This window comes from Aquipuribacter aurantiacus, assembly GCF_051216895.1.
In the GTDB taxonomy this organism is placed as follows: domain Bacteria; phylum Actinomycetota; class Actinomycetes; order Actinomycetales; family JBBAYJ01; genus Aquipuribacter.
In genome coordinates, this window is sequence record NZ_JBPKAO010000006.1 from 23,153 (window position 1) to 48,350 (window position 25,198).

At 74.5% G+C, this 25,198-nt stretch carries 22 protein-coding genes; 2 read left to right on the forward strand and 20 right to left on the reverse strand.

Translation table 11 applies throughout. The annotated features are described in order from the left end of the window. Window positions 1-45 precede the first annotated feature (45 nt). Together ACR80Q_RS09845 and hisD are read right to left on the reverse strand one after the other, a co-directional pair. Window positions 46-1,140 (reverse strand): histidinol-phosphate transaminase, encoded by a 1,095-nt coding sequence (locus tag ACR80Q_RS09845; protein WP_435377605.1) that lies wholly within the window; start codon window positions 1,138-1,140, stop codon window positions 46-48. 56 nt (window positions 1,141-1,196) lie between these two features. Then, window positions 1,197-2,603 carry a histidinol dehydrogenase gene (hisD, locus tag ACR80Q_RS09850; protein WP_435377606.1) on the reverse strand — a complete coding sequence of 469 codons (1,407 nt, stop codon included), beginning with the start codon at window positions 2,601-2,603 and terminating at the stop codon, window positions 1,197-1,199. A 94-nt stretch (window positions 2,604-2,697) separates the two neighbouring features. On the opposite strand from hisD, the gene ybaK reads away from it, so the two are divergent. Next, window positions 2,698-3,216: a Cys-tRNA(Pro) deacylase gene (gene ybaK / locus ACR80Q_RS09855; protein WP_435377428.1), complete on the forward strand. Its 519-nt coding sequence runs from the start codon at window positions 2,698-2,700 to the stop codon at window positions 3,214-3,216. Window positions 3,217-3,329: 113 nt separating this feature from the next. Further along, window positions 3,330-3,998: an LON peptidase substrate-binding domain-containing protein gene (locus ACR80Q_RS09860; RefSeq protein WP_435377429.1), complete on the forward strand. Its 669-nt coding sequence runs from the start codon at window positions 3,330-3,332 to the stop codon at window positions 3,996-3,998. A 64-nt stretch (window positions 3,999-4,062) separates the two neighbouring features. Here the strand turns inward: ACR80Q_RS09860 and ACR80Q_RS09865 are convergent, their stop codons facing one another. The 18 genes from ACR80Q_RS09865 to ACR80Q_RS09950 form a co-directional block, all read right to left on the reverse strand. Beyond that, window positions 4,063-4,620 carry a hypothetical protein gene (locus tag ACR80Q_RS09865; RefSeq protein ID WP_435377430.1) on the reverse strand — a complete coding sequence of 186 codons (558 nt, stop codon included), beginning with the start codon at window positions 4,618-4,620 and terminating at the stop codon, window positions 4,063-4,065. Continuing rightward, window positions 4,617-8,165 (reverse strand): DNA polymerase III subunit alpha, encoded by a 3,549-nt coding sequence (dnaE, locus tag ACR80Q_RS09870; protein WP_435377431.1) that lies wholly within the window; start codon window positions 8,163-8,165, stop codon window positions 4,617-4,619. The genes ACR80Q_RS09865 and dnaE overlap by 4 nt, the downstream gene beginning before the upstream one ends. A gap of 147 nt (window positions 8,166-8,312) precedes the next feature. Continuing rightward, window positions 8,313-9,245, reverse strand: a complete 933-nt coding sequence (locus ACR80Q_RS09875) for an RluA family pseudouridine synthase (RefSeq protein ID WP_435377432.1) — start codon at window positions 9,243-9,245, stop codon at window positions 8,313-8,315. Then, window positions 9,242-9,820 carry a signal peptidase II gene (lspA, locus tag ACR80Q_RS09880; RefSeq protein WP_435377607.1) on the reverse strand — a complete coding sequence of 193 codons (579 nt, stop codon included), beginning with the start codon at window positions 9,818-9,820 and terminating at the stop codon, window positions 9,242-9,244. The genes ACR80Q_RS09875 and lspA overlap by 4 nt, the downstream gene beginning before the upstream one ends. Then, window positions 9,817-10,500 carry a DivIVA domain-containing protein gene (locus tag ACR80Q_RS09885; RefSeq protein WP_435377433.1) on the reverse strand — a complete coding sequence of 228 codons (684 nt, stop codon included), beginning with the start codon at window positions 10,498-10,500 and terminating at the stop codon, window positions 9,817-9,819. The genes lspA and ACR80Q_RS09885 overlap by 4 nt, the downstream gene beginning before the upstream one ends. Before the next feature lie 135 nt (window positions 10,501-10,635). Then, entirely contained in the window at window positions 10,636-10,932 is a 297-nt protein-coding gene (locus ACR80Q_RS09890) for a YggT family protein (protein WP_435377434.1), read from the reverse strand. Window positions 10,933-10,969: 37 nt separating this feature from the next. Then, on the reverse strand, window positions 10,970-11,428 hold the full coding sequence (locus ACR80Q_RS09895) for a cell division protein SepF (RefSeq protein ID WP_435377435.1): 459 nt from the start codon (window positions 11,426-11,428) through the stop codon (window positions 10,970-10,972). Window positions 11,429-11,503: 75 nt separating this feature from the next. After that, window positions 11,504-12,226, reverse strand: coding sequence for a YggS family pyridoxal phosphate-dependent enzyme (locus tag ACR80Q_RS09900; RefSeq protein WP_435377436.1), 723 nt, complete (start codon window positions 12,224-12,226; stop codon window positions 11,504-11,506). Further along, window positions 12,223-12,951, reverse strand: coding sequence for a purine nucleoside phosphorylase YfiH/LACC1 family protein (locus tag ACR80Q_RS09905; protein ID WP_435377437.1), 729 nt, complete (start codon window positions 12,949-12,951; stop codon window positions 12,223-12,225). Before ACR80Q_RS09905 ends, ACR80Q_RS09900 begins: the two co-directional genes overlap by 4 nt. A 58-nt stretch (window positions 12,952-13,009) precedes the next feature. Then, window positions 13,010-14,515 carry a cell division protein FtsZ gene (ftsZ, locus tag ACR80Q_RS09910; RefSeq protein WP_435377438.1) on the reverse strand — a complete coding sequence of 502 codons (1,506 nt, stop codon included), beginning with the start codon at window positions 14,513-14,515 and terminating at the stop codon, window positions 13,010-13,012. Window positions 14,516-14,713: 198 nt separating this feature from the next. Next, window positions 14,714-15,439 (reverse strand): cell division protein FtsQ/DivIB, encoded by a 726-nt coding sequence (locus ACR80Q_RS09915; protein ID WP_435377439.1) that lies wholly within the window; start codon window positions 15,437-15,439, stop codon window positions 14,714-14,716. Then, complete coding sequence (gene murC, locus ACR80Q_RS09920; protein WP_435377440.1) at window positions 15,436-16,908, reverse strand: UDP-N-acetylmuramate--L-alanine ligase; 1,473 nt, start codon at window positions 16,906-16,908, stop codon at window positions 15,436-15,438. Before murC ends, ACR80Q_RS09915 begins: the two co-directional genes overlap by 4 nt. Next, window positions 16,908-18,068, reverse strand: a complete 1,161-nt coding sequence (gene murG / locus ACR80Q_RS09925) for an undecaprenyldiphospho-muramoylpentapeptide beta-N-acetylglucosaminyltransferase (protein WP_435377441.1) — start codon at window positions 18,066-18,068, stop codon at window positions 16,908-16,910. The genes murC and murG overlap by 1 nt, the downstream gene beginning before the upstream one ends. Before the next feature lie 5 nt (window positions 18,069-18,073). Beyond that, window positions 18,074-19,357 carry a putative lipid II flippase FtsW gene (gene ftsW, locus ACR80Q_RS09930; RefSeq protein ID WP_435377442.1) on the reverse strand — a complete coding sequence of 428 codons (1,284 nt, stop codon included), beginning with the start codon at window positions 19,355-19,357 and terminating at the stop codon, window positions 18,074-18,076. Further along, a complete protein-coding gene (gene murD, locus ACR80Q_RS09935; RefSeq protein WP_435377443.1) occupies window positions 19,354-20,967 on the reverse strand; it encodes a UDP-N-acetylmuramoyl-L-alanine--D-glutamate ligase in 1,614 nt (537 codons plus the stop codon). Before murD ends, ftsW begins: the two co-directional genes overlap by 4 nt. After that, entirely contained in the window at window positions 20,964-22,049 is a 1,086-nt protein-coding gene (gene mraY, locus ACR80Q_RS09940; protein WP_435377444.1) for a phospho-N-acetylmuramoyl-pentapeptide-transferase, read from the reverse strand. The genes murD and mraY overlap by 4 nt, the downstream gene beginning before the upstream one ends. Further along, window positions 22,046-23,521: a UDP-N-acetylmuramoyl-tripeptide--D-alanyl-D-alanine ligase gene (locus ACR80Q_RS09945; protein ID WP_435377445.1), complete on the reverse strand. Its 1,476-nt coding sequence runs from the start codon at window positions 23,519-23,521 to the stop codon at window positions 22,046-22,048. Before ACR80Q_RS09945 ends, mraY begins: the two co-directional genes overlap by 4 nt. Then, entirely contained in the window at window positions 23,518-25,182 is a 1,665-nt protein-coding gene (locus tag ACR80Q_RS09950) for a UDP-N-acetylmuramoyl-L-alanyl-D-glutamate--2,6-diaminopimelate ligase (protein WP_435377446.1), read from the reverse strand. The genes ACR80Q_RS09945 and ACR80Q_RS09950 overlap by 4 nt, the downstream gene beginning before the upstream one ends. Window positions 25,183-25,198: the final 16 nt, after the last annotated feature.

Genomic DNA, 25,198 nt, shown 5'->3' on the forward strand with positions numbered 1-25,198 from the left:
CGGGTCGTCGCCGACGGTACCGGGCGCGCCGCCGGCCGGGCGGGCTCAGCCGGACCGGGCGACGAGGTCCTCGAGCGCCTGGAGCAGCGTCGTGGTCTCCGCCTCTGTTCCCGCCGTGAGCCGGAGGTGCCCGACCAGGCCGACGTCCCGCACCAGGACCCCGGCCTCCAGCAGGCCCTGCCACGCGGCCGACTCGTCGCCGAACCCACCGACGAGCACGAAGTTCGCGTCGCTGGGCACGGGGCGCAGGCCCAGCCGACGGGTCCCCTCGACGATGCGGTCCCGCTGGGCCTTGATGTCCTCGACGCTGCCGAGCAGGGCGTCGGTGTGCGCCAGGGCCGCGCGGGCGGCGGCCTGGGTCAGGGACGACAGGTGGTACGGCAGCCGCACCAGGCGCATGGCGGTGGTGACCGCGGGGTCGGCCGCCAGGTAGCCGACGCGCGCCCCGGCGAACGCGAACGCCTTGCTCATGGTGCGGGTGACGACGAGACGGCGACGGCCCTCGAGCAGCGTCAGCGCGCTCGGCGTGCCCGCCCGCGCGAACTCCGCGTACGCCTCGTCCACGACCACGACGGCACCGGGCGCGGCGTCGTGGACCGCCGTCACCACGTCCAGGTCGAGCGCCGTCCCGGTCGGGTTGTTGGGCGAGCACAGGAACACCACGTCGGGGTCGACGTCGGCGGCCTGCGCCGCCGCGGCCTCGGCGGTGAGGTCGAACGGGTCCTCGCTGCTGCCGGGACGGTGCCCGTCGACCCACGCCGTGCCCGTGCCGTGGCTGATGATCGGGTGCATCGAGTAGGCCGGGGTGAAGCCCAGCGCGACCCGGCCGGGGCCCCCGAAGGCCTGCAGCAGGTGCTGCAGGACCTCGTTGCTGCCGTTGCCGGCCCAGAGCTGCTCGGCCGTCAGCGGCACGCCGGAGGTCCTGCCCAGGTAGCCGGCCAGGTCCTGGCGCAGGGCCGTCAGCTCGCGGTCGGGGTAGCGGTTGAGGTGCGGGGCGACCTCGGCGACGGCGGCCACCAGGGCCTCCACCACCGCCGCGGGGACGGGGTGGGAGCTCTCGTTGGTGTTCAGCCGGACCGGCACGTCCAGCTGGGGGGCGCCGTAGGCGCTCGCCCCGCGCAGGTCGTGGCGCAGCGGCAGCCCGTCCGCGTCGAGCCGGTCGACGGCCGACGTCCGCGGCGCCTGGTGACGCCCGGTCACGGCGTGGTCGAGGGGCGCGCCGACCCGGGCCCGGCGGCGCCCGCGGCCCTCGCCTCGAACCGCACCGTCACGGCGTCGCCGTGCGCGGGCAGGTCCTCGGCGTTCGCGAGCGCCACGACGTGGTGCGCGACGTCGGCGAGCGCCTGCTCGTCGTAGTCGACGACGTGGATGCCGCGCAGGAACGTCTGCACGCTCAGCCCCGAGGAGTGGCAGGCGCAGCCCCCGGTGGGCAGGACGTGGTTGGACCCGGCGCAGTAGTCGCCCAGGCTGACCGGCGCCCAGCGGCCGACGAACACCGCACCGGCGTTGCGGACCCGGGCGGCCCGCTCGCGGGCGTCGACGGTGTGGATCTCCAGGTGCTCCGCCGCGTAGGCGTCCACGACCTGCATGCCCGCCTCGAGGTCGTCGACCAGGACGACGGCGGACTGCGGGCCGGCCAGCGCCGTCGTCACCCGCTCGGTGTGCTTCGTGGTCGCGACCTGACGGATGAGCTCGGCGGTCACCGCGTCGGCGAGGTCGGTGGACGGCGTGACGAGGACGGCCCCGGCCATCGGGTCGTGCTCGGCCTGGCTGATCAGGTCCGCGGCGACCTCGGCGGCCACGGCGCTGTCGTCGGCCAGGATGCCGATCTCGGTCGGGCCGGCCTCGGAGTCGATGCCGATGATGCCCTTGAGCAGGCGCTTGGCCGCGGCGACGTAGATGTTGCCCGGTCCGGTGACGATGTCCACGCCCGGGACGACCAGCGTCCCGTCGGCGTCGCGGGCCCCGTAGGCCAGCATGGCGACGGCCTGCGCCCCGCCGACGGCGTAGACCTCCTCGACACCGAGCAGGGCGCACGCGGCGAGGATGGTCGGGTGCGGCAGACCGCCGAAGTCCTTCTGGGCCGGGCTGGTGACCGCGATCTGCTCGACGCCGGCCTCCTGGGCCGGCACGACGTTCATGACGACGCTGCTGGGGTAGACGGCCAGGCCACCGGGCACGTAAAGGCCGACCCGCTCCACGGGGACCCACCGCTCGGTGACGCTGCCGCCGGGCACGACCTGCACGGTCGAGTCGGTGCGGCGCTGGTCGGCGTGGACCATCCGCGCCCGGCGGATCGACTCCTCCAGCGCGGCCCGCACGGCCGGGTCGAGCGCCGCGAGGGCGTCGGCGAGGGCCTGGACGGGAACCCGCAGCTGCTCGAGCCGGACCCCGTCGAAGCGCTCGGTCGCGTCGACGACGGCCGCCACGCCCCGCGCCCGGACGTCGTCGCAGATCGGCCGGACCACCGCCAGGGCGCCCTCGACGTCGAGCTCGGCGCGCGGGACGACGCCGCGCAGCTGCCGGTGCTCCAGGTGACGTCCCCGCAGGTCGAGCGTGCGGATGGGCGCGTCGACCAGCTCGGTCGCGCCTGACGTGACCATTGTTGTCTCCACCCATCCATGGTAGGTCGCCCGGGGCGGTGCTCCCCGACCGGTGCGCGGGGCGCCTCGGACCCGCCCTGGGTACCGTCGGGCCGTGACCCGACGCAGCCCGGCCGGTCCCGGCGGGACCCCCGCCACCGTCGCCCTCGAGCAGGCCGGCATCAGCCACACCCGGCACACCTACGCCCACGACCCCCGGGTCGTGGCCGACGGCGGGTCCTACGGCCTGGAGGCGGCCGACGCGCTCGGCCTGGCCCCGGAGACGGTGTTCAAGACCCTGCTGGTCGCCCTCGACGGGGCGCCACGTCCCGGTCTGGGTGTCGCGGTCGTCCCCGTCACGCACCGCCTCGACCTCAAGGCCGTGGCGGCCGCGCTGGGCGTCAAGCGCGTCTCGATGGCCGAGCCCCGCGTCGCCGAGCGGACCACCGGCTACGTGGTCGGGGGCATCTCGCCGGTGGGGCAGCGGGTGGGGTTGCCGACCGTGGTCGACTCCTCGGCGGCCGCGCACCCGGCCGTGTTCGTCAGCGGCGGTCGACGGGGCTTCGACATCGGGCTCGCCCCCGCGGACCTCGTCCGCATCACCTCGGCCGTCCTGGCCCCCGTCGCCCGGTGAGCCCCCCGGCGGGCCGGTCGCCGGGCGGGGTCGTCCGGGCGGGTCGTCGGGCACGTCGCCGGGCTGGGAGGGCTCGCTGAGCGGGGTGGGCGGCGCGGACCTACGCTGAGCCGATGAGCACGACGGTGCCCCTCTTCCCGCTGGGCACGGTGCTCGTCCCCGGGCTGGTCCTGCCGCTGCACGTCTTCGAGCAGCGCTACCGCGACCTGGTAGCCGACCTGCTCGCCGCGGACGAGGTCGACCAGCACTTCGGGGTCGTCGCCATCCGCTCCGGGCACGAGGTCGGGGTCGGCGGGGCCCGCGCCCTGCACGAGGTCGGGACGCTCGCGGAGCTCACCGACGTCACCGCCCTGCCGGACGGCCGCTACGACGTGCAGACCGTCGGCACCCGCCGGTTCCGGCTGCTGGGCGTCGACCCGGACTCCGGCCGGCCGGACGCCGCCGTGCCCTACCTGCGCGGTCGGGTCGAGGTGCTGGACGAACCGGTCGGCGACACGGCCGCGCTCCTGGCCGGGTCGGTCAGGGCGGCGTTCGAGCGCTACCGGGCCCGGCTGCGGGGCACCGACAGCGTCCTGCCGGACGACCCGCTGCTGCTGTCGTACACGGTCGCCGCCAACATGCTGCTGGACCTGGTCGACCGGCAGCGCCTGCTGGAGTCCGAGGACACCTCCCAGCGGCTGCGCCGGGCGCTGCAGCTGCTGGCGCGCGAGGAGGTCCTGCTGCAGCTGCTGCGGGCGGTGCCCGCCACCGACGTCGTCCGCCGGGCCCCCGGCCTCAACTGACCCGACCGGCGGGTCGCGGCCCGCGACGGGCCGCCCCCGCCCCCGGCCTCCCGGGCACGCCGCCTCAGCGGTCGCGGTCCTCCCGCAGCGCCTGCCAGGCCACGTCGCGCAGCGTGTCCACGAGCACCAGCACACCGGTGGCCAGCGGCCAGAGCAGCACACCGGCCGCCACCGCCAGGTTGGGCCGCGGCGCGGTCAGGTCGCGCAGCACCTCGGCGGGGACGTCGGCGACCTCGACGGGCACCAGCAGCTGCAGCAGGGCCCCCGTGCACCAGGCCAGGACGGCGGCGAGCAGACCGCCGACCAGGAGCCCCACGAGGCGCCCCACCGCCCGGGCGTCGTGCTCCTCCTCGCGGGCCAGCACCCACCAGATGCCCGCCGCGGCGCCGGCCGCCAGGCACGCCACCGCGAACGCCGCGTCGGCGGTCCCGGCGGCCTGGAGCAGGTCCAGGTAGGTGTCGCCCGGCGCGCGGAGCCCGCCGGGGGCCAGCAGCCACCAGAGCAGACCCACGAACGGTCCGGCCGCGAGGCAGACCAGCAGGGCCCGCACCGCCACCCGGCGCGGGGACCGCCGTGCCCGCCGACGGTTCGGCCGGGGACGGCGCAGCGTCTGGTCGTTCACCCCAGGCACGCGGGGCCGAGCAGGGCTTTGAGGTCGCCGAACAGCGCCGGCGTGACCGTGACCCGCAGGCCCTCGTCCAGGCGCATCAGGGTGTCGCGGCCGGGCTGCTGCAGGCGCAGCCTCACCTCGGTGGTCCCCGGGTGGGTGTCGAGCACGACCTTCAGCCGCTCGACCACGACGGGGGTGCAGCGCGCCAGGTCCATCTGGATCGTCACCGGCCCGTCGGCCCGGGTGTCGACGTCCGGCAGGGTGATCTCGGTCGCCCGGATGCTGACCGACTCGTCGGAGCGGTTGAGGTCGCCCTTGACCACCACGACGACGTCCTCGCCGAGCACCGGCCCGGCGATGTCGTACTGGCTGGGGAAGACGAGGACCTCCACGGAGCCGGCCAGGTCCTCGACCGTGACGATGGCCCAGGTCTTGCCGGCCTTGGAGATCTTGCGCTGCACCCCGGTGACCAGACCGGCGATGGTGACCTTCGCCCGGTCCTTGATGGTCTCGTCGGTCGCGAGCTGCGCGATGGACACGTCCGCCAGCCGCGCGAGGATGCCCTCGATGCCGCTGAGCGGGTGGTCGGACACGTACAGCCCGAGCATCGACCGCTCGCGCGACAGCAGCTCCTTCTTGTCCCACTCCGGCAGGTCGGGCACGACGACGCTGACGCCGGTGGCGATGGCCACCTCGCCGTCGGCGGGCGGGCCGTCGCCCATCAGGGACGCGAACAGGTCGAACTGGCCGTCGGCCTGCTTGCGCTTGAGCGCCACAGCCTCGTCGACCGCGTCCTCCATGACCGCCGTCAGCGCCCGGCGGGTGTGCCCGAGCGCGTCGAACGCCCCGGCCGCGACCAGCGACTCGACCGTGCGCTTGTTGCAGACCGGCGCCGGGACCTTGTCGAGGAAGTCGCAGAAGTCGGCGTAGGCGCCCTTCTCCTCCCGCGCGGCGACGACCAGGTCGACCACGTTGCCGCCGACGTTGCGGACGGCCTCCAGCCCGAACCGGATGGACTGCCCCACCGGGGTGTAGTCGCGGGCGGAGGTGTTGACGTCCGGCGGCAGCACCTCGATGCCCATCCGGCGGCACTCCTGCAGGTAGATCGCCGACTTGTCCTTGTCGTCGCGGACGCTGGTGAGCAGGGCGGCCATGTACTCGGCCGGGTAGTTGGCCTTGAGGTAGGCGGTCCAGTAGCTGACCAGGCCGTAGGCGGCCGAGTGGGCCTTGTTGAACGCGTAGTCGGAGAACGGGACCAGGACGTCCCACAGCGTCTTGATCGAGGCGTCGGAGAACCCGTTGGCCCGCATCCCGTCCCGGAAGCCGACGAACTCCGCGTCCAGCACCTCGCGCTTCTTCTTGCCCATCGCACGGCGCAGCAGGTCGGCCTTGCCCAGGCTGTACCCGGCCAGCTGCTGGGCGATGGCCATCACCTGCTCCTGGTACACGATCAGGCCGTAGGTGGTGCCGAGGATGGGCTCCAGGGCCTGGGCCAGCTCGTCGTGCGGGTAGCTGACCGGCTGCAGCCCGTTCTTGCGCAGCGCGTAGTTGGTGTGGGACCCGGCGCCCATCGGGCCCGGTCGGTACAGGGCACCGACGGCCGAGATGTCCTCGAAGTTGTCGGGCTTCATCTGCCGCAGCAGCGCCCGCATCGGACCGCCGTCGAACTGGAACACCCCGAGGGTGTCCCCCCGCCCGAGCAGCTCGTAGGTCACCGGGTCCGTGGGGTCCTTGCTGAGCGCGTCCAGGTCGATCTCGACGCCGGCGTTGGCCCGGACGTTGATCAGGGCGTCGTCGAGGATGGTCAGGTTGCGCAGACCCAGGAAGTCCATCTTGACCAGGCCGAGGTTCTCGCAGCTCGGGTAGTCGAACTGGGTGATGACCTGCCCGTCCTGCTCCCGGCGCATGATCGGGATGAGGTCCAGCAGGGGCTCGCTGGACATGATGACGCCGGCGGCGTGCACGCCCCACTGGCGCTTGAGGTTCTCCAGGCCCTTGGCCCGGTCGATGACGCCCTTGGCCTCGGGGTCGGTGGCGTACAGGGTGCGGAACTCACCGGCCTCGGCGTATCGCTTGTGCTCGGGGTCGAAGATCCCCGACAGCGGGATGTCCTTGCCCATCACGCCGGGCGGCATGGCCTTGGTGAGCTTCTCGCCCATGGAGAACGGGTGGCCCAGCACGCGGGAGGCGTCCTTGAGGGCCTGCTTGGCCTTGATGGTGCCGTAGGTGACGATCATGGCGACGCGGTCGTCGCCGTACTGCTCGGTGACGTAGCGGATGACCTCGGCCCGGCGGCGCTCGTCGAAGTCGATGTCGAAGTCGGGCATCGACATGCGCTCGGGGTTGAGGAACCGCTCGAAGATCAGGCCGTGCTGCAACGGGTCCAGGTCCGTGATGCCCATGGCGTAGGCGCACATCGACCCGGCGCCCGAGCCACGGCCCGGCCCGACCCGGATGCCGTTCTTCTTGGCCCAGTTGATGAAGTCGGCCACCACGAGGAAGTAGCCGGGGTAGCCCTTGCCGACGATGACGTCGGTCTCGAACTCGGCCTGCTTGCGGCTGGCGTCGGGGACGCCCTCGGGGTAGCGGGCCTGCAGGCCCAGCTCGACCTCCTTGATGAACCAGCTGGTCTCGTCCTCACCCTCGGGGCAGGGGAAGCGGGGCATGTAGCGGCCCTCGCCCTCGGTGAACTGCACGTCGCAGCGCTCGGCGATGAGCAGCGTGTTGTCGCAGGCCTCGGGCAGCTCCCGGAACAGGTGGCGCATCTCGGCCGGGGACTTGAGGTAGTAGCCGTCGCCGTCGAACTTGAACCGCTTGGGGTCGTCCAGGCGCGAGCCGGACTGCACGCACAGCAGCACCTCGTGCGCGGCGGCGTCGGCCTGGGTCGTGTAGTGCAGGTCGTTGGTCGCGACCAGGGGGAGGTCGAGGTCCTTGGCGATCCGCAGCAGGTCCTCGCGGACGCGTCGCTCGATGTCCAGGCCGTGGTCCATCAGCTCGCAGTACAGGTTGCCCGCGCCGAACAGGTCCTTGAGCTCGGCCGCCGCCCGGACGGCCTCGTCGTACTGGCCCAGGCGCAGCCGGGTCTGCACCTCACCCGACGGGCAGCCCGTGGTGGCGATCAGGCCGTGGTGGTACCGCTCGAGCAGCTCCCGGTCCATGCGCGGCTTGAAGTAGAACCCCTCGAGGCTGGCCAGGCTGGAGAGCCGGAACAGGTTGTGCATGCCCTGGGTGTTCTCGGCCAGCAGGGTCATGTGCGTGTAGGAGCCGCTGCCGGACACGTCGTCGCGGCTGCCGTCACCCCACTTGACCCGGGACCGGTCGAACCGGCTGGTGCCGGGGGTGATGTACGCCTCGGTGCCGATGATCGGCTTGATGCCGGCCTTGGTGGCCTTGGACCAGAACTCGTAGGCCCCGAACACGTTGCCGTGGTCGGTCATCGCGACCGAGCTCATGCCGAGGCGCTCGGTCTCCGCGAAGAGCTCACCGATGCGTGCGGCCCCGTCCAGCATCGAGTACTCGGTGTGGACGTGGAGGTGGGAGAACGAGTCGCTGGACATCGGAGGTGAGTCTAGGTCGCCCCCCGGACGCTTCGACCCCGGACGCGCGGTCCGGGCCCGGGCCCCGCGTCGCCAGGCACGTGCTCGGGTGGTCGACCCGGGACGCGGCCGGGAGGATCGGCCGGGGCCCCACGCCGGGCCGGGGCGTCAGGTGCGGGCGTCGTCCTCGCGGAGGACGTCGAGGGCGCGCACGAGGTCGTCGGGGTAGGACGACTCGAGCCTCACGCGCTCACCGGTACCGGGGTGGTCGAAGGCCAGGCGGTGGGCGTGCAACCACTGCCGGCTCAGGCCGAGGCGGGCGGACATCACCGGGTCGGCGCCGTAGGTGGTGTCGCCGACGCAGGGGTGCTTCAGCGCCGACATGTGGACCCGGATCTGGTGGGTCCGCCCGGTCTCCAGGTGCACCTCGAGCAGCGTCGCGGCCGGGAACGCCTCGAGCGTGTCGTAGTGGGTGACGCTCGGCTTGCCGTCCTCGACGACCGCCCAGCGGTAGGAGTGCGTGGGGTGCCGGCCGACCGGGGCGTCGACGGTGCCCGAGCTGGGGTCGGGGTGGCCCTGGACCAGCGCGTGGTACGTCTTGTCGACCGTCCGCTGCCGGAACTGGTCCTTCAGCGAGGTGTACGCCCGCTCCGACTTGGCCACGGCCATCAGCCCGGACGTCCCCACGTCGAGGCGGTGCACGACCCCCTGGCGCTCCTCGGCCCCGGACGTGCTGATCCGGTAGCCGGCCGCGGCCAGGCCGCCGACGACGGTCGTGCCGGTCCAGCCGGGGCTCGGGTGGGCCGCGACACCGACCGGCTTGTCGACGACCACGACGTCGTCGTCGTCGAAGACGATGGTCATCCCCGGCACCGGGGCGCCGTCGGACGACAGCTCGGCCTCCTCGGGGATCTCGACCTCGAGCCAGGAGCCGGCGACCAGACGGTCGGACTTGCCGACCGCGCGACCGTCGAGCAGCACGTGCCCGCCGGCGGCGAGCTCGGCGGCACGGGTGCGGGACACGCCCAGCAGGCGGGCGAGGCCGGCGTCGGCGCGCTCGGAGTCCAGACCGTCGGGCACGGGCAGGGATCGGTGGCTCATGAGTCCTTCGGGTGCTGGGCGGGGCTGTCGGTGTCGGTCGTGGTGCCGGCCGCGGCGGCGTCGTCGTCCGGCGTGGCCGCGAACGGCACGTCGCGCACGGACAGCAGGACGACGAGGACGGCCCCGGAGACGACCGCCATGTCGGCGACGTTGAAGATGGGGAAGTTGGGCAGCTCGAAGAAGTCGACCACCTCGCCCCGCCCGAAACCGGGCTCCCGGGTGAGCCGGTCCACGAGGTTGCCGGTGGCCCCGCCCAGGAGGATCCCCAGCGCGACCGTCCAGGACATGCTCCAGGTCCGGGCCAGGGCGACCACCATGACGACCACGGCGACGCAGGCGAACGCCGTCAGCACGGGGGTGATCCCGGTGCCGAGGCTGAACGCCGCCCCGGAGTTGTAGAACAGCCGGAGACCGAACAGGTCACCCAGCACGTCGACCCGGGTGCCCGTCTCCAGACGGGCCTCGGCGAGGTACTTGGTGACCTGGTCCACGACGGCGATGACGAGCGCCGTCGCGACCCCGAGGACCAGCAGACGTGCGCGCGGCCTCGGGGGTGTGCGTGTCGCGGAGCTCAGTTCTGGCCACCGAAGGGGAAGCCGGCAGCAGCGGCGTCGTCGCCGCCGAGGCTGCGACCGCCCGTCGCGCCGGGCGTCCGGCCCGGGACGACCTGGCCCTTGCTGTCCAGCTCGCGGAGCTGGTTCTCGAGGTAGCTCTTGAGCCGGCTGCGGTAGTCGCGCTCGAAGCCACGGAGCTCGTCGATCTTGCGCTCCAGCAGGGCACGCTCCTGCTCGAGGGAGCCGAGCGTCTGGGCCTGCTTCTCCTCGGCCTCGCGGACCAGGCGGCTGGAGGTCTCCTGCGCCTCGCCGATGAGGCGGTCGCGCTCCTGCTCGCCGTTGTGGACGTGCTCGTCGTGCAGCCGCTGCGCCAGGGCGAGCATGCCGGCGACGTCGCCGCTGCCGGCGTCGACCCCGGTCGGGACCGGGCCGGACGGTGCGGCCGCGGCGGGGGCCGGGCTGGCCACGGGAGCCGGGGTCGGGACCGGGGCGGAGTCGGCGGAGCCGTTGCCGGACAGCTCGGAGACGCGGCTCTCGCTCTGCGCCAGCTGGCGGCGCAGGTCCTCGTTCTCCTCGTTGAGGCGTCGCAGCTCCGCGACCACCTCGTCCAGGAAGTCGTCGACCTCGTCCTGGTCGTAGCCCTCACGGAACTTCGTGGGGTTGAACCGCTTCTGGACCACGTCGTCTGCGGTCAACGGCATGTCGTCACCTCGTCGAGTTGTCTGTTGGAGGCCCTGGGGCCTCCGTCACGTTAGCGGACGATCGAGCAGGAACTGGCTCACCGTTGCACGGGTGACGCAGAGGCTACCCCCGCGGGACCGGTACGGATCACGTCGTCAGAACGACGCGGCCAGGGACATCAGGACGTTGTAGAGGATCACCGTCAGGAAGAACAGGATCATGAACCCCAGGTCGAGCCGGATCGACCCCAGCGTCAACGGCGGGATGACCCGGCGCAGCGCGTTCAGGGGCGGGTCGGTGGCCGAGTAGACCACCTCGAGGACCACGACCAGCGGGCCCGACGGGCGCCAGTCACGGGCGAACACGCCGATCCAGCCGATGACCAGCCGCGCGAACAGCAGGATCAGGTAGAGGAAGACGACGAACGCAAGGATCCCGAAGACGACGCCCACGACTACAGCCTAGGTGCCGCGGGGACCGGTCGTGACCTCAGGACTGGTTGAACAGCCCTGCGCCCGCGGTGACCTCGTGCTTCTCGTTGGTGACCTCGACCGCGGACGGCGAGAGCAGGAAGACCTTGCTGGTCACCCGCTCGACCGCACCGTGCAGGCCGAACACCAGCCCGGCGGCGAAGTCGACGAGGCGCTTGGCCTCGACGTCCGTCATCTCGGACAGGTTCATGATGACGGGCACGCCCTCGCGGAAGTGCTCGCCGATGATCTTGGCGTCGTTGTAGGTGCGCGGGTGCACGGCGGTGATCCGCTGCAGGTCTCCGGCGGCACGGACGGCGCTGGGAAGGTGGGTCACGGTGGCCCCTCGGGACTCGTCCTGGCGGGTGCGCACGGGACGACGGTCCGCCTCGGGCTCCTGCTCCTCGACCTCGTACTCGTCGTAGCGGTCCTCCTCGGCGAGGCCGAGGTACACGAGAGTCTTGCGTAGTGCGCCCATGACGCCTCTCCTTCTGCCGTGGCCATGCCAGACCGCCTGCGGTGCGAGGCAGTGGCACCCCTACCGATGCCGACGCTAGCCCGTCGGGGACCGCGAACCGAGGACCGCAGCCCCGACACGCAGGTGTGTCGCACCGTGGGCGACGGCCTGCTCGAGGTCACCGCTCATGCCGGCGCTGACGTGCACCGCGTCGGGGTGCTCGTGCGCCACCCGCGACGACAGCTGCTGCAGGCGGGCGAACGCCTCGGCGGGGTCCGACCCGACCGGGGCGACCGCCATCACCCCCAGCAGCCGCAGCGACGCGCTGCTCGCCACCTGCTCCGCGAGGGGGAGCAGCCCCGCCTCGACGACACCGCCGCGGGCGGGGTCGCCGTCCAGGCTGACCTGCACGAAGCACCCCACCTGCCGGCCCGTCTCGCTCGCGCCGTCCGACAGCCGCGGCAGCAGCCGCTCGTCGTCCACGGAGTGCACGACGTCGGCGAGACGCCCGACGGAGCGGGCCTTGTTGCGCTGCAGCCGGCCCACCACGTGCCACCGCAGCCCCGCGGTCGCGGCGTCCGGTTCGGCGTCGACCTGGAAGCGCTTGTCGCGGAGCTCCTGCTCGCGCGCCTCCCCCACGTCACGCACACCCAGCGAGGCCAGGACCTGCACGTCGCTCACGGGGTACGTCTTGGTCACCACGACGAGGGTCAGGCCCGACGGTGACCGGCCGGCCGCGGCGCAGGCGTCGGACACCCTGGCCCTCACCCGGCCCAGGCCGGAGACCAGCTCCGCCCGACGCGCCTCGTCGCCGCTCACGCCGCGACCACGGCGACCAGGGCGGCGTGACGACCGGTGGGGGCGTCACGGCGGTGGCTGAAGGACCGGGGGTCCTCCACCGTGCAGGCGCACCACGACTCGTCGATCCTCAGGGGCAGGCCGTGCCGCGAGGACGCCCGCTCCAGCTGCCCCCGAGCCCCGGCCGGGATGTCCAGCGCCGGGGTCCCCGCACGCGTGGTGGACGCCGCGCCCGGCACGGCGGCGGCCACCTCGTCCCGCATCTGCGCCGGCACCTCGTAGCAGCGCCCGCAGACGGTCGGCCCGGGAACCGCGAGCAGCTGTCGGGCACCGGCGGCGACCATCGCGTCGACGGCGACACCCACGATCCCGCCGTGCAGACCCCGCCGGCCGACGTGCACGGCGGCCGCGACCGCGCGCTGCGGGTCGACCAGCAGGAGCGGCATGCAGTCGGCGGCCAGGACCCCGGCGACCAGGACCGTGCCGGCGTCACCCCCCCGAGGGCCCGTGACGGTCCCCGCCCCGCCCGGCGCGCCCACGAGCAGGACGCCGTCCGCCTCCGGGGCCCCGTCGCACCACGGGCCGTCGGCGACCACGACACGGTCGGAGTGCACCTGCCGCGGGAGGAGCAGTCGCTCGGGCGAGGTCCCCAGCGCCCCGGCGACCACCGAACGCGCCGACCCGGCGTCCGCGGACGCGGCCGACAGGTCCAGGCCCCCCGTCACCGCGAGGCGGACCCGACCCACCGTGCGGTCCCACCGGAACGGCGACGTGCTCCTCCCCCGCGCCGGCAGGCCCACCGACTCAGGTACCGGGCTTGACGAAGTCCGGCACGTCCAGGTCGTCGTCGTCCAGGAAGCCGGGACGACGGCGCGTGTCGGCCGGCAGCTCGACGACCCGGGTGCCACCGCCCGGGGGCGCGTCGAGCGGGTTGGTCACCTCGGCAGCCCGGGGACGCTGCTGGGCGTCGTCGTAGCCGTCGCGACGGGCGGCCGGGGCACCCGGCTGCTGCGCCTGGCCGCCGTGCTGCTGCCGGTGCTGCTGCCCGTCGTGCTGCGGGGCAGGCTGCTGGCCGTTCGGCTGCCCGCCGTACTGCTGGCCGTTCTGCTGCCCGCCGTACTGCTGCCCGCCGTACTGGCCGTTCTGCTGGCCGTTCTGCTGGCCGTTCTGCTGGCCGTTCTGCTGGCCGTTCTGCTGGCCGTTCGGCTGCCCGCCGTACTGCTGGCCGTTCTGCTGGCCGCCGTACTGCTGGGCGGCGGGCTGCTGCGCCTGGTAGCTCCCCTGCGCAGGCGGCTGGGCCTGCTGGGACTGGCTCCCCGCGGCGGCCGCGACGGCCTGACGGCCGCCCGTGGCCTCGGCCGTGTCCTCGTCGTCGAACCCGGCCGCGATGACGGTGACCCGGACCTCGTCGCCGAGGGCGTCGTCGATGACGGCACCGAAGATGATGTTGGCCTCGGGGTGAGCGGCCTCCTGGACCAACCGGGCCGCCTCGTTGATCTCGAACAGGCCCAGGTCGGAGCCACCCTGGATCGACAGCAGCACACCCTGGGCGCCATCGACGCTGGCCTCCAGCAGCGGCGAGCTGATCGCCATCTCGGCCGCGCACACCGCCCGGTCCTCGCCCCGGGCCGAGCCGATGCCCATCAGCGCGGTACCGGCGCCCTGCATGACGCTCTTGACGTCGGCGAAGTCGAGGTTGATCAGACCGGGGGTGGTGATCAGGTCGGTGATGCCCTGCACGCCCGACAGCAGCACCTGGTCCGCCGAGCGGAACGCGTCCAGGACGCTGATGCCGCGGTCGCTGATCTGGAGCAGCCGGTCGTTGGGGATCGTGATGAGGGTGTCGACCTCGGCCTGCAGCTGGGCGATGCCGTTGTCGGCGCTCAGCGCCCGACGGCGGCCCTCGAAGGTGAACGGCCGGGTGACGACACCGATGGTGAGGGCGCCGAGCGAGCGCGCGATCTTGGCGATGACGGGCGCACCACCGGTGCCGGTGCCACCACCCTCGCCGGCGGTGACGAAGACCATGTCGGCGCCCCGCAGGACCTCCTCGATCTCCTCGGCGTGGTCCTCGGCGGCCTTGCGGCCCACCTCCGGGTCGGCGCCGGCCCCGAGCCCGCGCGTGAGGTCGCGGCCGACGTCGAGCTTGACGTCGGCGTCGGACATCAGCAGCGCCTGGGCGTCGGTGTTCACCGCGATGAACTCGACGCCGCGCAGGCCGACCTCGATCATGCGGTTCACCGCGTTCACGCCGCCGCCGCCGACTCCGACGACCTTGATGACGGCGAGGTAGTTCTGCGGTGCGGCCATGGGCGTACCTCTCGCTCGGTGCCGGACGTCCCCGTGCGGGACGTCCTCGCTGGAGCAGCTCTAACCCTCTGGTAGAGGGTTATTGTTATGTCAGCTTCTCCTGATGAGGACGGTAGGTACAGCCGCCCCCGGGAACAACGACCGGGACGGGTGTGTCGCGCGCGGGTTGCGTCCGAGGGCGCTGACGGCGCCCCACGGTCACGGTCGGACGGCGGGAGCGCCGGGTGCCGAGACGTCGTAGCGCGAGCCCGGGACGGTGTCCATCAGCCCCCGCAGGACCTCGACCTTGCGGTCGGAGTCCGCGGCGGTCCCCCACCGGACGTCGGCCCCGTCGACCACGAGCCGGACGTCGGCCGGGGACGTCGCCGACAGGTCCGTGGTCCTGCGCTGCAGGTCCGCCGGCAGGGCGGCCAGGACCTCCCGGGCCGCGGCCAGGGTGTCGGTGCCTGCCTGCTCGACGTCGACACGCAGCAGCGGCACCTCGGCGGGCGGGGTGTCGGAGGTGGCCAGGACCACGCCGTCGGCGTCGACGACGTCGAACCCGTCCGCCCCCGAGGGGACGACGGCGACGGCCACCCGTTCGGTGACGACCACGCCCAGGGTGCGGGGCCAGCGTCGCTCCACCTGCACGTCCAGGACCAGGGGCAGCTCCCGCACGGCCTCGTCGACCGCCCCGACGTCGACCGCGACCAGCGGTGTCCCCACGGCCTGGGCGGCCAGGGCGTGCACCTGCTCCGCGGGGATGCGCTCGGTCCCGCTCACCTGCACGACCCGGGTGTCCAGGTGCCCGGCGTCCCAGGCCCACCACCCGAGCCCGGCCGCCGCACCGACCACGAGCAGGAGGACCCCGGTGCCCACCAACCGGGCCCGCCGCGACGCCGCACGGACGCCGGCGACCCGCTCGTCGAGCCAGGTGACGCTCACGAGCCGGGGCGGCCGTTCCCCGACCGTGCGGCGATCGCGCTCACCAACCGCGGCCCGAGCTCGGTCACGTCACCGGCGCCCAGCGTCAGGACGAGGTCGCCCCGCCGGGCCACCTGCGCCACGGCGGCGACGGCCTCGTCGCGGTCGGGCAGGAACCGGGCGCCGGGGACGCCCGCGGCCACCAGGGCGCCGTCCACGCCGGGCTCGGGGTCCTCCCGCGCGCCGTAGACGTCCAGCACGACGACGCTGGAGGCGTCGCCCAGCGCCGTGGCGAAGCCGTCGGCGAACAACCGGGTCCGGGAGTACAGGTGCGGCTGGAACAGCACGTGCACCTTGCCGCGGCCCGCGACCGTGCGGGCGGCCGCGATGGTGGCGGCGACCTCGGTGGGGTGGTGGGCGTAGTCGTCGACCACCGTGACCCCGGCGGCCTCCCCCACGACCTCGAAGCGCCGACGGGCCCCGGTGAACTCCTGCAGACCGGCGACGACCCGGGCGGGGTCCAGCCCGAGGCCCAGGACCGCGGCGGTGAACGCCAGGGCCGCGTCGACGACGTTGTGCCGACCCGGGACCTTCAGCCGCAGCTCCCACTGCCCGGGCGCCGGCGCGTCGCCGTCCGCGGTCAGCAGGCGGGCCACCGCCAGCGTGTCGCCCTCCCGCTCGGCCTTGGGGTCCACCAGGACCCGCACGTCGGCGTCGGCGGCCTCGCCCACGGTGACCACCCGCACCCCGTTCGGGGAGTCGGCGCCGGTCGAGGACCGCGCCAGCGCCCGCGACCCCCGGTCGTCGGCCCCGACCACGAGCAGCCCGCCGGGCTGGACCCGCTCGGCGAACCGGGCGAACGCGGCGTGGACGGCCTCGACGTCGCCGTAGTGGTCGAGGTGGTCCGCCTCGACGTTGCTGACCACGGCCACGTCCGGGCGGTAGGCCAGGAACGAGCCGTCGGACTCGTCGGCCTCGGCCACGAAGACCGGGTCGGAGCCCCGGCGGGCGTTGGTCCCGTCGGCGACCAGGTCGGCACCGATGGCGTAGGAGGGGTCGAGGCCGGCGGCCCGGGCGGCCACCGTCAGCATCGAGGTCGTCGTGGTCTTGCCGTGGGTGCCGGCGACGGCGACGACGCGGTCGCCGTGCATGAGACCGGCGAGGGCCACGGAGCGGTGCACGACGGGCACCCCGGCCGCGAGCGCGGCCACGACCTCCGGGTTGTCCTCGCGGACGGCGCTGGACACCACGACGAGGACCGCCGGACCGAGGTGGCCGGCCTCGTGGCCGACGTGGACGTCGGCTCCGGCGCGCCGCAGGTCCTGCAGCGTGGCGGAGTCGCGGGAGTCCGACCCGCTGACGGGCACCCCGTCGGCGAGCAGCAGGCGGACCACGGCGCTCATCCCGGCGCCACCGGCGGCGACGACGTGGACGGGACCGGTGCGGAGCAGCTGGAGCAGCTCGTCACCGCTGACGGTGGTGGAGGGCATCACGAGGTCTCCCGGGCGGGGTCGGTCACGGCGTCGATCACGAGGTCGGCCAGGCGGTCGGCGGCGTCCAGCACGCCGAACTCGCGGGCCGCGGTGGACATCTCCTGGAGCTGGTCCGGCTCGCGCAGGACCGGCAGCAGGGTCGTACGGACCCACTGCGGGGTGAACTGGTCGTCGTCCACCAGCAGACCGCCACCGGCCGCGACCAGCGCCTCCGCGTTGAGCCGCTGCTCGCCGTTGCCCACCGGCAGCGGGACGTAGGCGGCGGGCAGGCCGAGCGCGGCGAGCTCGCAGACCGTGCCCGCACCCGCCCGGCAGACCACGGCGTCGCTGGCGGCGTAGGCCAGGTCCATCCGGTCGACGTACGTCACCACGACGTAGCGCGGGTGGGCCTCACCGGGCCCGCCCGCCTCGGGCGCGTCGGCGGGGGTGCCGGGCGGCAGCCGGACCTCCTTGCCCCGTCCGCTGACGTGCAGCACCTGCACGCCCGCGGCCGCGAGGGCCGCCGCCGCCTCCGGCATGACCTGGTTGAGTCGACGGGCACCCAGCGACCCGCCCGTGACGAGCAGCACCGGCAGGTCGGGGTGCAGACCGAAGAACGCCCGCCCCTGCGCCCGCAGGGCGGTGCGGTCCATCGTGGTGATCGCGGCCCGCAGCGGCATCCCGACGTGCGTGGCGTGCGCCAGGCGCGTCCCCGGGAAGGTGGTGGCGACGTGGGGGGTGAGGCGGGCCCCCAGCCGGTTCGCGATCCCGGGCATGGCGTTCTGCTCGTGCACGACCATCGGCAGCCCGGCCTTGCGGGCGGCCAGGTAGGCCGGGGTGGCGACGTACCCGCCGAAGCCCACGACGACGTCCGCGTCGACGTCGGCCAGCACCTGCCGGGCGGTGCGGACGGCGGCGAGGAGCCGACCGGGCAGCCGGAGCAGGTCGGGCGAGGGGCGGCGCGGCAGCGGGACGCGCGGCACGTGGCGCAGCGGCAGCCCGGCCGCGGGCACCAGCCTCGCCTCCAGCCCCTCCGCCGTGCCCAGCACCGTCACCCGGGTCCGCGGGTCACGGCGCAGCAGGGCCTCGGCCGTCGCGAGCAACGGAGCCACGTGGCCGGTCGTGCCTCCCCCGGCCAGCACCACCGACAGGGGACGACCGTCCCTCGGGGGGGTCACGGCGCTCACCGTCGCGGTCGCGCGGTGGTCGCACGCGAGCGCGTCAGCCCCGTGTCGACGACGACGGCCGCACCGGAGCGGGCCGTGCGCGCGCTGGTCGCGAGCGCCTCGCGGGCGCCCGGCTCGGACCGGGCGAACGACATCACCATGCCCAGGCCGACCATGGTGGTCACCAGCGAGGACCCGCCGCTGGACACCAGGGGCAGCGGGACCCCGATGACGGGCAGCACGCCGATGACGACGCCGATGTTGATGAGGGCCTGGCCCAGCACCCAGACCATGACCCCCGTGGTCGCGATCACGACGAACGGGTCCACCGCACGGTGCGCGACGCGGACCATGCCGACGGCCAGCGCGACGAACAGCCCCAGCACCGCCAGGGTGCCCGGCAGGCCCAGCTCCTCGCCGACGATGGCGAAGATGAAGTCGTTGTGCGCCTCCGGCAGCCAGGCCCACTTCTCGCGGCTGCCGCCCAGCCCCAGACCCCACCAGCCGCCCGAGGCCAGCGCCCACATGCCGTGGGTGGGCTGCCAGCACTCGCCGTAGATGTCGGCGCACTGGTTGCCGGTGAGCCAGGCCTCGACCCGGGTCATCCGGTAGGGCTCGCGGACCACCAGGGCGGCGACGCCGGCCACGGTCACGACCCCGCCGATCACGAAGTAGCGCAGCGGGGTGCCGGCCGCGTAGAGCAGCCCGGCGAGGATCATCATGATGACCAGCCCGGTGCCCAGGTCGTCGCCGGCCAGCACCAGACCCAGGGCCAGCAGGCCGAACGGGAAGAGCACCGGCACCACGACGTGGCCGAGGCGACCCAGCAGGTCCTGCTTGCGGGCCAGCACGGTCGCGGCCCAGACCACCAGGGCCAGCTTGACCGCCTCGCTGGGCTGCGCGGTGAAGCCCCCGACGCTGATCCAGTTCCGGTTGCCGTTGACCTCGAAGCCGAGCCCGGGGACGAACACCAGCGACTGCAGCAGCAGGGCCAGGAGCAGGGCGGGCCAGCCCAGCCGCTTCCACCACAGCACGGGCAGACGCGCCGCGACGAGCAGCAGGGGCAGCCCGACCGCGGCGAACATGAGCTGCCGGCTGACGATGGACCACGGGTTGCCGGAGGCGGCGTAGGACTCCACGCTGCTGGAGCTCAGCACCATGAGCAGGCCGAACACCAGCAGCAGCCCGGTGGCCGAGGCCACCAGGACGAAGGACGTGACCGGTGTGTCCAGGGCCCGCGCCCAGCGGTGCAGCGGGCCGGGCAGCCAGGCGGAACCGGTGGCCTGGGTCTGCGTCGTCACGAGCCCGCCGACAGCGGGCCGGAGGGGCCCGAGGGGCCGGACAGCCTCGCGACGGCACCGGCGAAGGCCTCGCCGCGGGCCACGTAGGACGTGAACTGGTCCATCGACGCCGCGGCCGGGGCCAGCAGCACCGTGGCCCCCGGACCGGCCAGCGAGGTGGCGGCCTCGACCACGTCGTCCATGAACCGGCCGGCCGCCGCGACGTCGAGTGCTCCCACCCGCCCAGTGTCGGGGGGGTCGACGAGCACGACGGGGATCTGGGGCGCGTGTCGGCGCAGTGCTGCGGCGACGAGCTCGCGGTCCGCGCCGATCAGGACCGCCGCCCGCAGCCGCGAGGCGTGCCGGGCGACCAGGTCGTCGTAGTCGGCGCCCTTGGCCAGCCCCCCGGCGACCCAGACCACCTGGGTCGACGAGCCGAGGGAGGCGTCGGCCGCGTGCGGGTTGGTCGCCTTGGAGTCGTCGACGTACCGGACCCCGGCCACCTCGCCCAGGACTGCGGCCCGGTGCGGCGGCAGGTGGGCCCCGCGCAGCCCGTCCCGGACCGCCTCGGCCGGGACCCCGAGCGCGCGGGCCAGGGCGGCGGCGGCCAGCGCGTTGGCCACCACGTGGTCCGGCACGGGCTCCCCCGCCAGCCCGACGAGGTCGGTCACGGCGGCGAGCTCGGCCGCGGCCCGGTCGCGCTCGGCGATGAAGCCGCGGTCGACGAGCAGCCCGTCGACGACGCCGAGGTCCCCGACGGCGGGGGCGCCCAGGCCGAACCCGACGGCCCGGCAGCCCTCGACGACGTCGGCGTCCCGGACCAGCTGCTCGGTGACGGGGTCGGCCAGGTTGTACAGGCAGGCGACCCGGGTGCGTTCGTAGACCCGGCCCTTGTCGAGGCGGTACGCGTCGAACCCGCCGTGCCAGTCCAGGTGGTCCGGGGCGACGTTGAGGCACACCGACGCGTAGGGCGACACCGTCCGGACGAGGTGCAGCTGGAAGCTCGACAGCTCCAGCGCCACGACGTCGTAGCCGGGGGTGCCGTCCTCGGCCACGTCGCGCACCACGTCGACGATCGGGGTGCCGATGTTGCCGGCCGTCCGGGCGCGCAGCCCCGCCGCCGTCAGCACCTGGCCGAGCAGCTCCACGGTCGTGGTCTTGCCGTTGGTCCCGGTGACGGCCAGCCACGGCGGGCCGTCGGGGCCCTGCAGCCGCCACGCCAGCTCGACCTCGCCCCAGACGACGACCCCGAGACGGTCCGCCGCCGCCAGCACGGGGTGGGTGGGCCGCCAGCCGGGCGAGGCGACGACGAGGTCGGCCCCGCCGAGCACGGGGTCGGGGTCGACGGCGAGGCGGGCGGCGTCGGCGCCCAGCAGCAGCCGGGCCCCCAGGACGTCGAGCAGGTGGGCCCGCTCCGCGGCGGGGCTGCCCGCCGCGGGTGCGGTGTCGTCGACCACCGTGACGTCGGCCCCCCGCTCGAGCAGCGCGTCGGCGGCGGAGAAGCCGGACAGCCCCAGCCCCGCCACGACCGCGGTCAGCCCTCGCAGGTCGCAGCCCAGGCCGCTGACCCGGTCGACGGCGGCCTCGCGGTCCCGGCCCGGTGCCGGCCCGTCAGCGGGTGCCTCGCTCACGCGCCGACCACCCACTCCGCGTAGAACACCCCGAGCCCGGCCCCCACGCACAGCCCGGCGATGATCCAGAAGCGGATGACGATCGTCACCTCGTTCCAGCCCTTGAGCTCGAAGTGGTGCTGCAGCGGTGCCATCCGGAACACGCGCTTGCCCGTCAGCTTGAACCCCGCCACCTGGATGATCACCGACGCGGTGATGATGACGAACAGCCCGCCGAGGATGATGAGCAGCAGCTCGGTCCGGGTGGTGATCGCCAGCCCGGCGATGGCGCCGCCGAGGGCCAGCGAGCCCGTGTCGCCCATGAAGATCTTGGCCGGCGACGCGTTCCACCACAGGAACCCGAAGCAGGCGCCCAGCAGGGCGGCGGCCACGACCGCGAGGTCACGGGGGTCGCGCACCTCGTAGCACTGCGGGCCCACGTTGGGCCCCAGGCAGGACTGGCCGGACTGCCACACGCCGATCAGCGTGTACGCGCCGAACACGAACAGGCTGGCGCCGGTGGCCAGGCCGTCCAGGCCGTCCGTGAGGTTGACGCCGTTGCTGGCCGCGGCGATCAGCAGGTAGGCCCAGAGGACGAACAGGACGGTGCCGCCGACCGCGCCCGTGACGGCCAGGTCGAGCACCGAGATGTCCCGGATGAAGGAGATGGACGTGGACGCCGGGGTCCGGCCGGCCTCGTTGGGCACCTGCAGCGCGAGCACCGCGAAGGTGACGGCCACCAGGGACTGCCCCGTGAGCTTCTGCCAGGCCTTGAGCCCGAGGCTGCGCTGGTTCCTGATCTTGGTCAGGTCGTCGAGCAGCCCGACGGCCCCCAGCCCCGTCATGAGGAACAGCACGAGCACCGCGGACCACGTGACGGGCGTCAGCGTGACCAGGTGCGCGAACAGGTACGACACCAGGACGACGACGATGATCACCGCCCCGCCCATGGTCGGGGTGCCCCGCTTGGTGTGGTGGGTCGTGGGTCCGTCGTCGCGGATGAACTGCCCGTAGCCCTGGCGCACCAGGACCCGGATGAACAGCGGCGTGGCCAGCAGCGTCAGCACGAGGCTCGTGCCGGCGGCGATCAGCACGGTCCTCATCGGTCGGTCTCCTCGTGTCCTCTGTGCGTTCCGGTCGCGAGCGTGTCGCCGAGGCGCCACAACCCGATCGAGTTGCTGGCCTTGACGAGGACCACGTCGCCCGGGGCGAGCTCGGCCTGCAGCAGGGCCAGGGCGGCGTCGGCGTCGGCCACGTGCACCGACTCCTCGCCCCAGCTGCCCTCCTGCACGGCCCCGGCGTGCACGAGCAGGGCCCCGGGCCCGACGGCCACCAGGCGGTCGATGTTGAGCCTCACCGCCAGCCGGCCGATCCGGTCGTGCGCCTCGGTCGCGCCGTCGCCGAGCTCCAGCATCTCGCCCAGCACGGCCCACGTCCGTCGTGGCGGGCGCGCGGCACGGCCCATGTGGGCCAGGGCCCGCAGGGCGGCGGCCACGGCCTCGGGCGAGGCGTTGTAGGCGTCGTTGACGACGCGGACGCCGTCGGGGCGGTCGACGACCTCCATCCGGTACCGGGCCACGGGACGCGCGGCGGTGAGGCCCTCGGCCACGACGGCGGCGGGGACGCCCAGGTGCAGGGCGACGGCGGCCGCGGCCAGCGCGTTGCCCAGGTGCTGCTCACCGGTGAGGGCGAGGCGCACGGGCTCGGCGCGCCCGGAGGCGCCGGTGCTGCGTCCCAGCAGGCCGAAGCGCAGCCGGGCGTCGGCGTCGAGCTCGACGTCGACCGCCTGCACGTCGCTGCCGTCGCCCTCCCCGACCAGCACGACGGGGGCGCTGGTGCGAGACGCCATGGCGCGGACCAGGTGGTCGTCGCCGTTGAGGACCGCCAGCGAACCGGGGCGGGCCGCGTCCAGGGCCTCGACCAGCTCGCCCTTGGCGGACGCGATCGCCTCGCGGCTGCCGAACTCGCCCAGGTGGGCGGTGCCGACACCGAGCACGACGGAGACGTCGGGCCGGGCGACCTCGGTCAGGTGGCGGATGTGCCCGGGCCCCCGGGCCCCCATCTCCAGCACCAGGAAGCGGGTGCCGCTCCCGGCCCGCAGCACCGTCAGCGGCAGCCCGAGCTCGTTGTTGTACGAGCCGTGCGTGGCGACCAGCGCCTCCCCGTGCCCGGCGTGGCGGAGCACCGCGGCGAGCAGGTCCTTGCAGGTGGTCTTGCCCGCGCTGCCGGTGATGCCGACCGTCACCAGGCCGGCGTCCCGCAGCCGGGCGTGGCTGTGCGCCGCCAGCGTGGTCAGGGCCGCCACGCCGTCCTCGACCACGACGACCGGTCCCGGGGGGGTGTCGGCCGGGGCCCGCTGCACCAGGGCCGCGGCGGCACCGGCCGCGAAGGCCGCCGCGACGTAGTCGGCCCCGTCGACGTGCTCCCCCGGCAGCCCCACGAACAGGTCGCCCGGCGCCACGGCCCGGGAGTCGACGACGGCCACACCGCTCAGGGGGGGCAGCTCGCCCTGCTCCGGGGCGACCAGGGTGCCGCCGACGAGTTCGGCGAGCTGTCGTGCGTCGCTGACGATCACGCCGGGCCACCCCCGGTCGGGCGCCAGGCCACCAGCGCGTCGCGCGCGACGGCCCGGTCGTCGAACGGGGTCGTCGTGCCGCCGACGGTCTGGCCGGTCTCGTGACCCTTGCCGGCGAGCAGCACGGTGTCGTCGGGGCCCGCGCAGGCGGCCAGCGCGGCGGCCACGGCCTCGGCCCGGTCGCCGACCTCCAGCACGGGCGCCCCGACACCGGCCAGGACGGCGGCGCGGATCAGGGCCGGGTCCTCGCCCCGGGGGTTGTCGTCGGTCACGACGACCAGGTCCGCCGCCGAGGCGGCCTCGCCCATGCCCTGGCGCTTGCCGCGGTCGCGGTCACCGCCGGCGCCCAGGACGACCACGAGCCGGCCGGGGGTCGCCGCGCGCAGGGCCGCCACGGCACCGACCACGGCCTCCGGGGTGTGGGCGTAGTCCACGACGACCAGCGGGAGGTCGTCCCGGCCGGGCAGCCCGACCCGCTCCATCCGCCCCGGGACGCCCGCCACCCCGGTGACGGCCCGCACCAGCTCGTCGAGGTCGACGTCGCGGTCGAGCACCGGGGGACGCGCGTCCGGGCCACCGTCCGGGCCGCCGGCCAGCAGCAGGTGGACCGCGCTGAGGGCGAGGGCGGCGTTGGTGGCGTTGAACGCGCCGGGCATGCCGAGCCGCAGCTGCAGGTCCGTGAGCGCCCCGTCCGGCCCGAACGGTCCCGTCACGGCCACCTGCTGACGCCCGGACGGCTCGACCGCACGCACCGCGACCGTCACGTCCGCGCCGGTGCCGGGCGCGCCGACGGTGAGCACGGCCAGGCCGTTCTCACGGGCCGCGTCGGCCACGGCGCGGCCCCAGCGGTCGTCGACCCCGACGACCGCGCGCGAGGCGAACCCGCCGGTGAACAGCCGCAGCTTGGCGGCGAAGTAGCCGGCCAGCGTGCCGTGGAAGTCCAGGTGGTCCCGCGACAGGTTGGTGAACACCACCAGGGCGAAGCGGGTGCCGTCGACCCGGTGCTGGGCCAGGGCGTGGCTGGACACCTCGGCCGACACCGCCCGGCAGCCGGCGTCGGCCATCCGTCGCAGCAGCTGCTGCAGGTCCGGCGCCTCAGGGGTGGTGAAGCTGCTGGCCAGGGCCTCGTCACCGATCCGGGAGCGGATGGTGCCCACCAGGCCCGTCCGGACGCCGAGGGCCCGGAGCACCTCGTCGAGCAGCGTCGAGACCGTGGTCTTGCCGTTGGTCCCCGTCACGCCCACCAGCGCCAGCTCCGCGGACGGGTCGCCGAACACGTCCGCGCTGATGCGGCCCAGCACCTCGCGGGGGTCGTCGTGCAGCAGGACCGGCGGCGCCTGGAGCCCCTCCTCGTGCAGCACCCGCTCGACCACCTGCACCCCCGCCAGGTCGGTGAGCACCGCCACCGAACCGGCGCGGACCGCCTGGTCGACGTAGTGCGCACCGTGGGTGCTGGCGCCCGGCAGCGCCGCGTAGAGGACGCCGGGACCGGTCCGCCTGGAGTCCAGGGACACGCCTGTGACCTGCGCGGACAGCGCTACGGGGTCCCCGGTCGCCGACCGGTGGTCACCGTCGCCGGAGGGAGCCGCGCCGGGGAGCAGGCGCAGCCGCAGGTCATGGCGGTCCGAGAGCTCACGGACCGTCGGGGGGGTCGTCGGCACGCGCCGGAGGTTACCG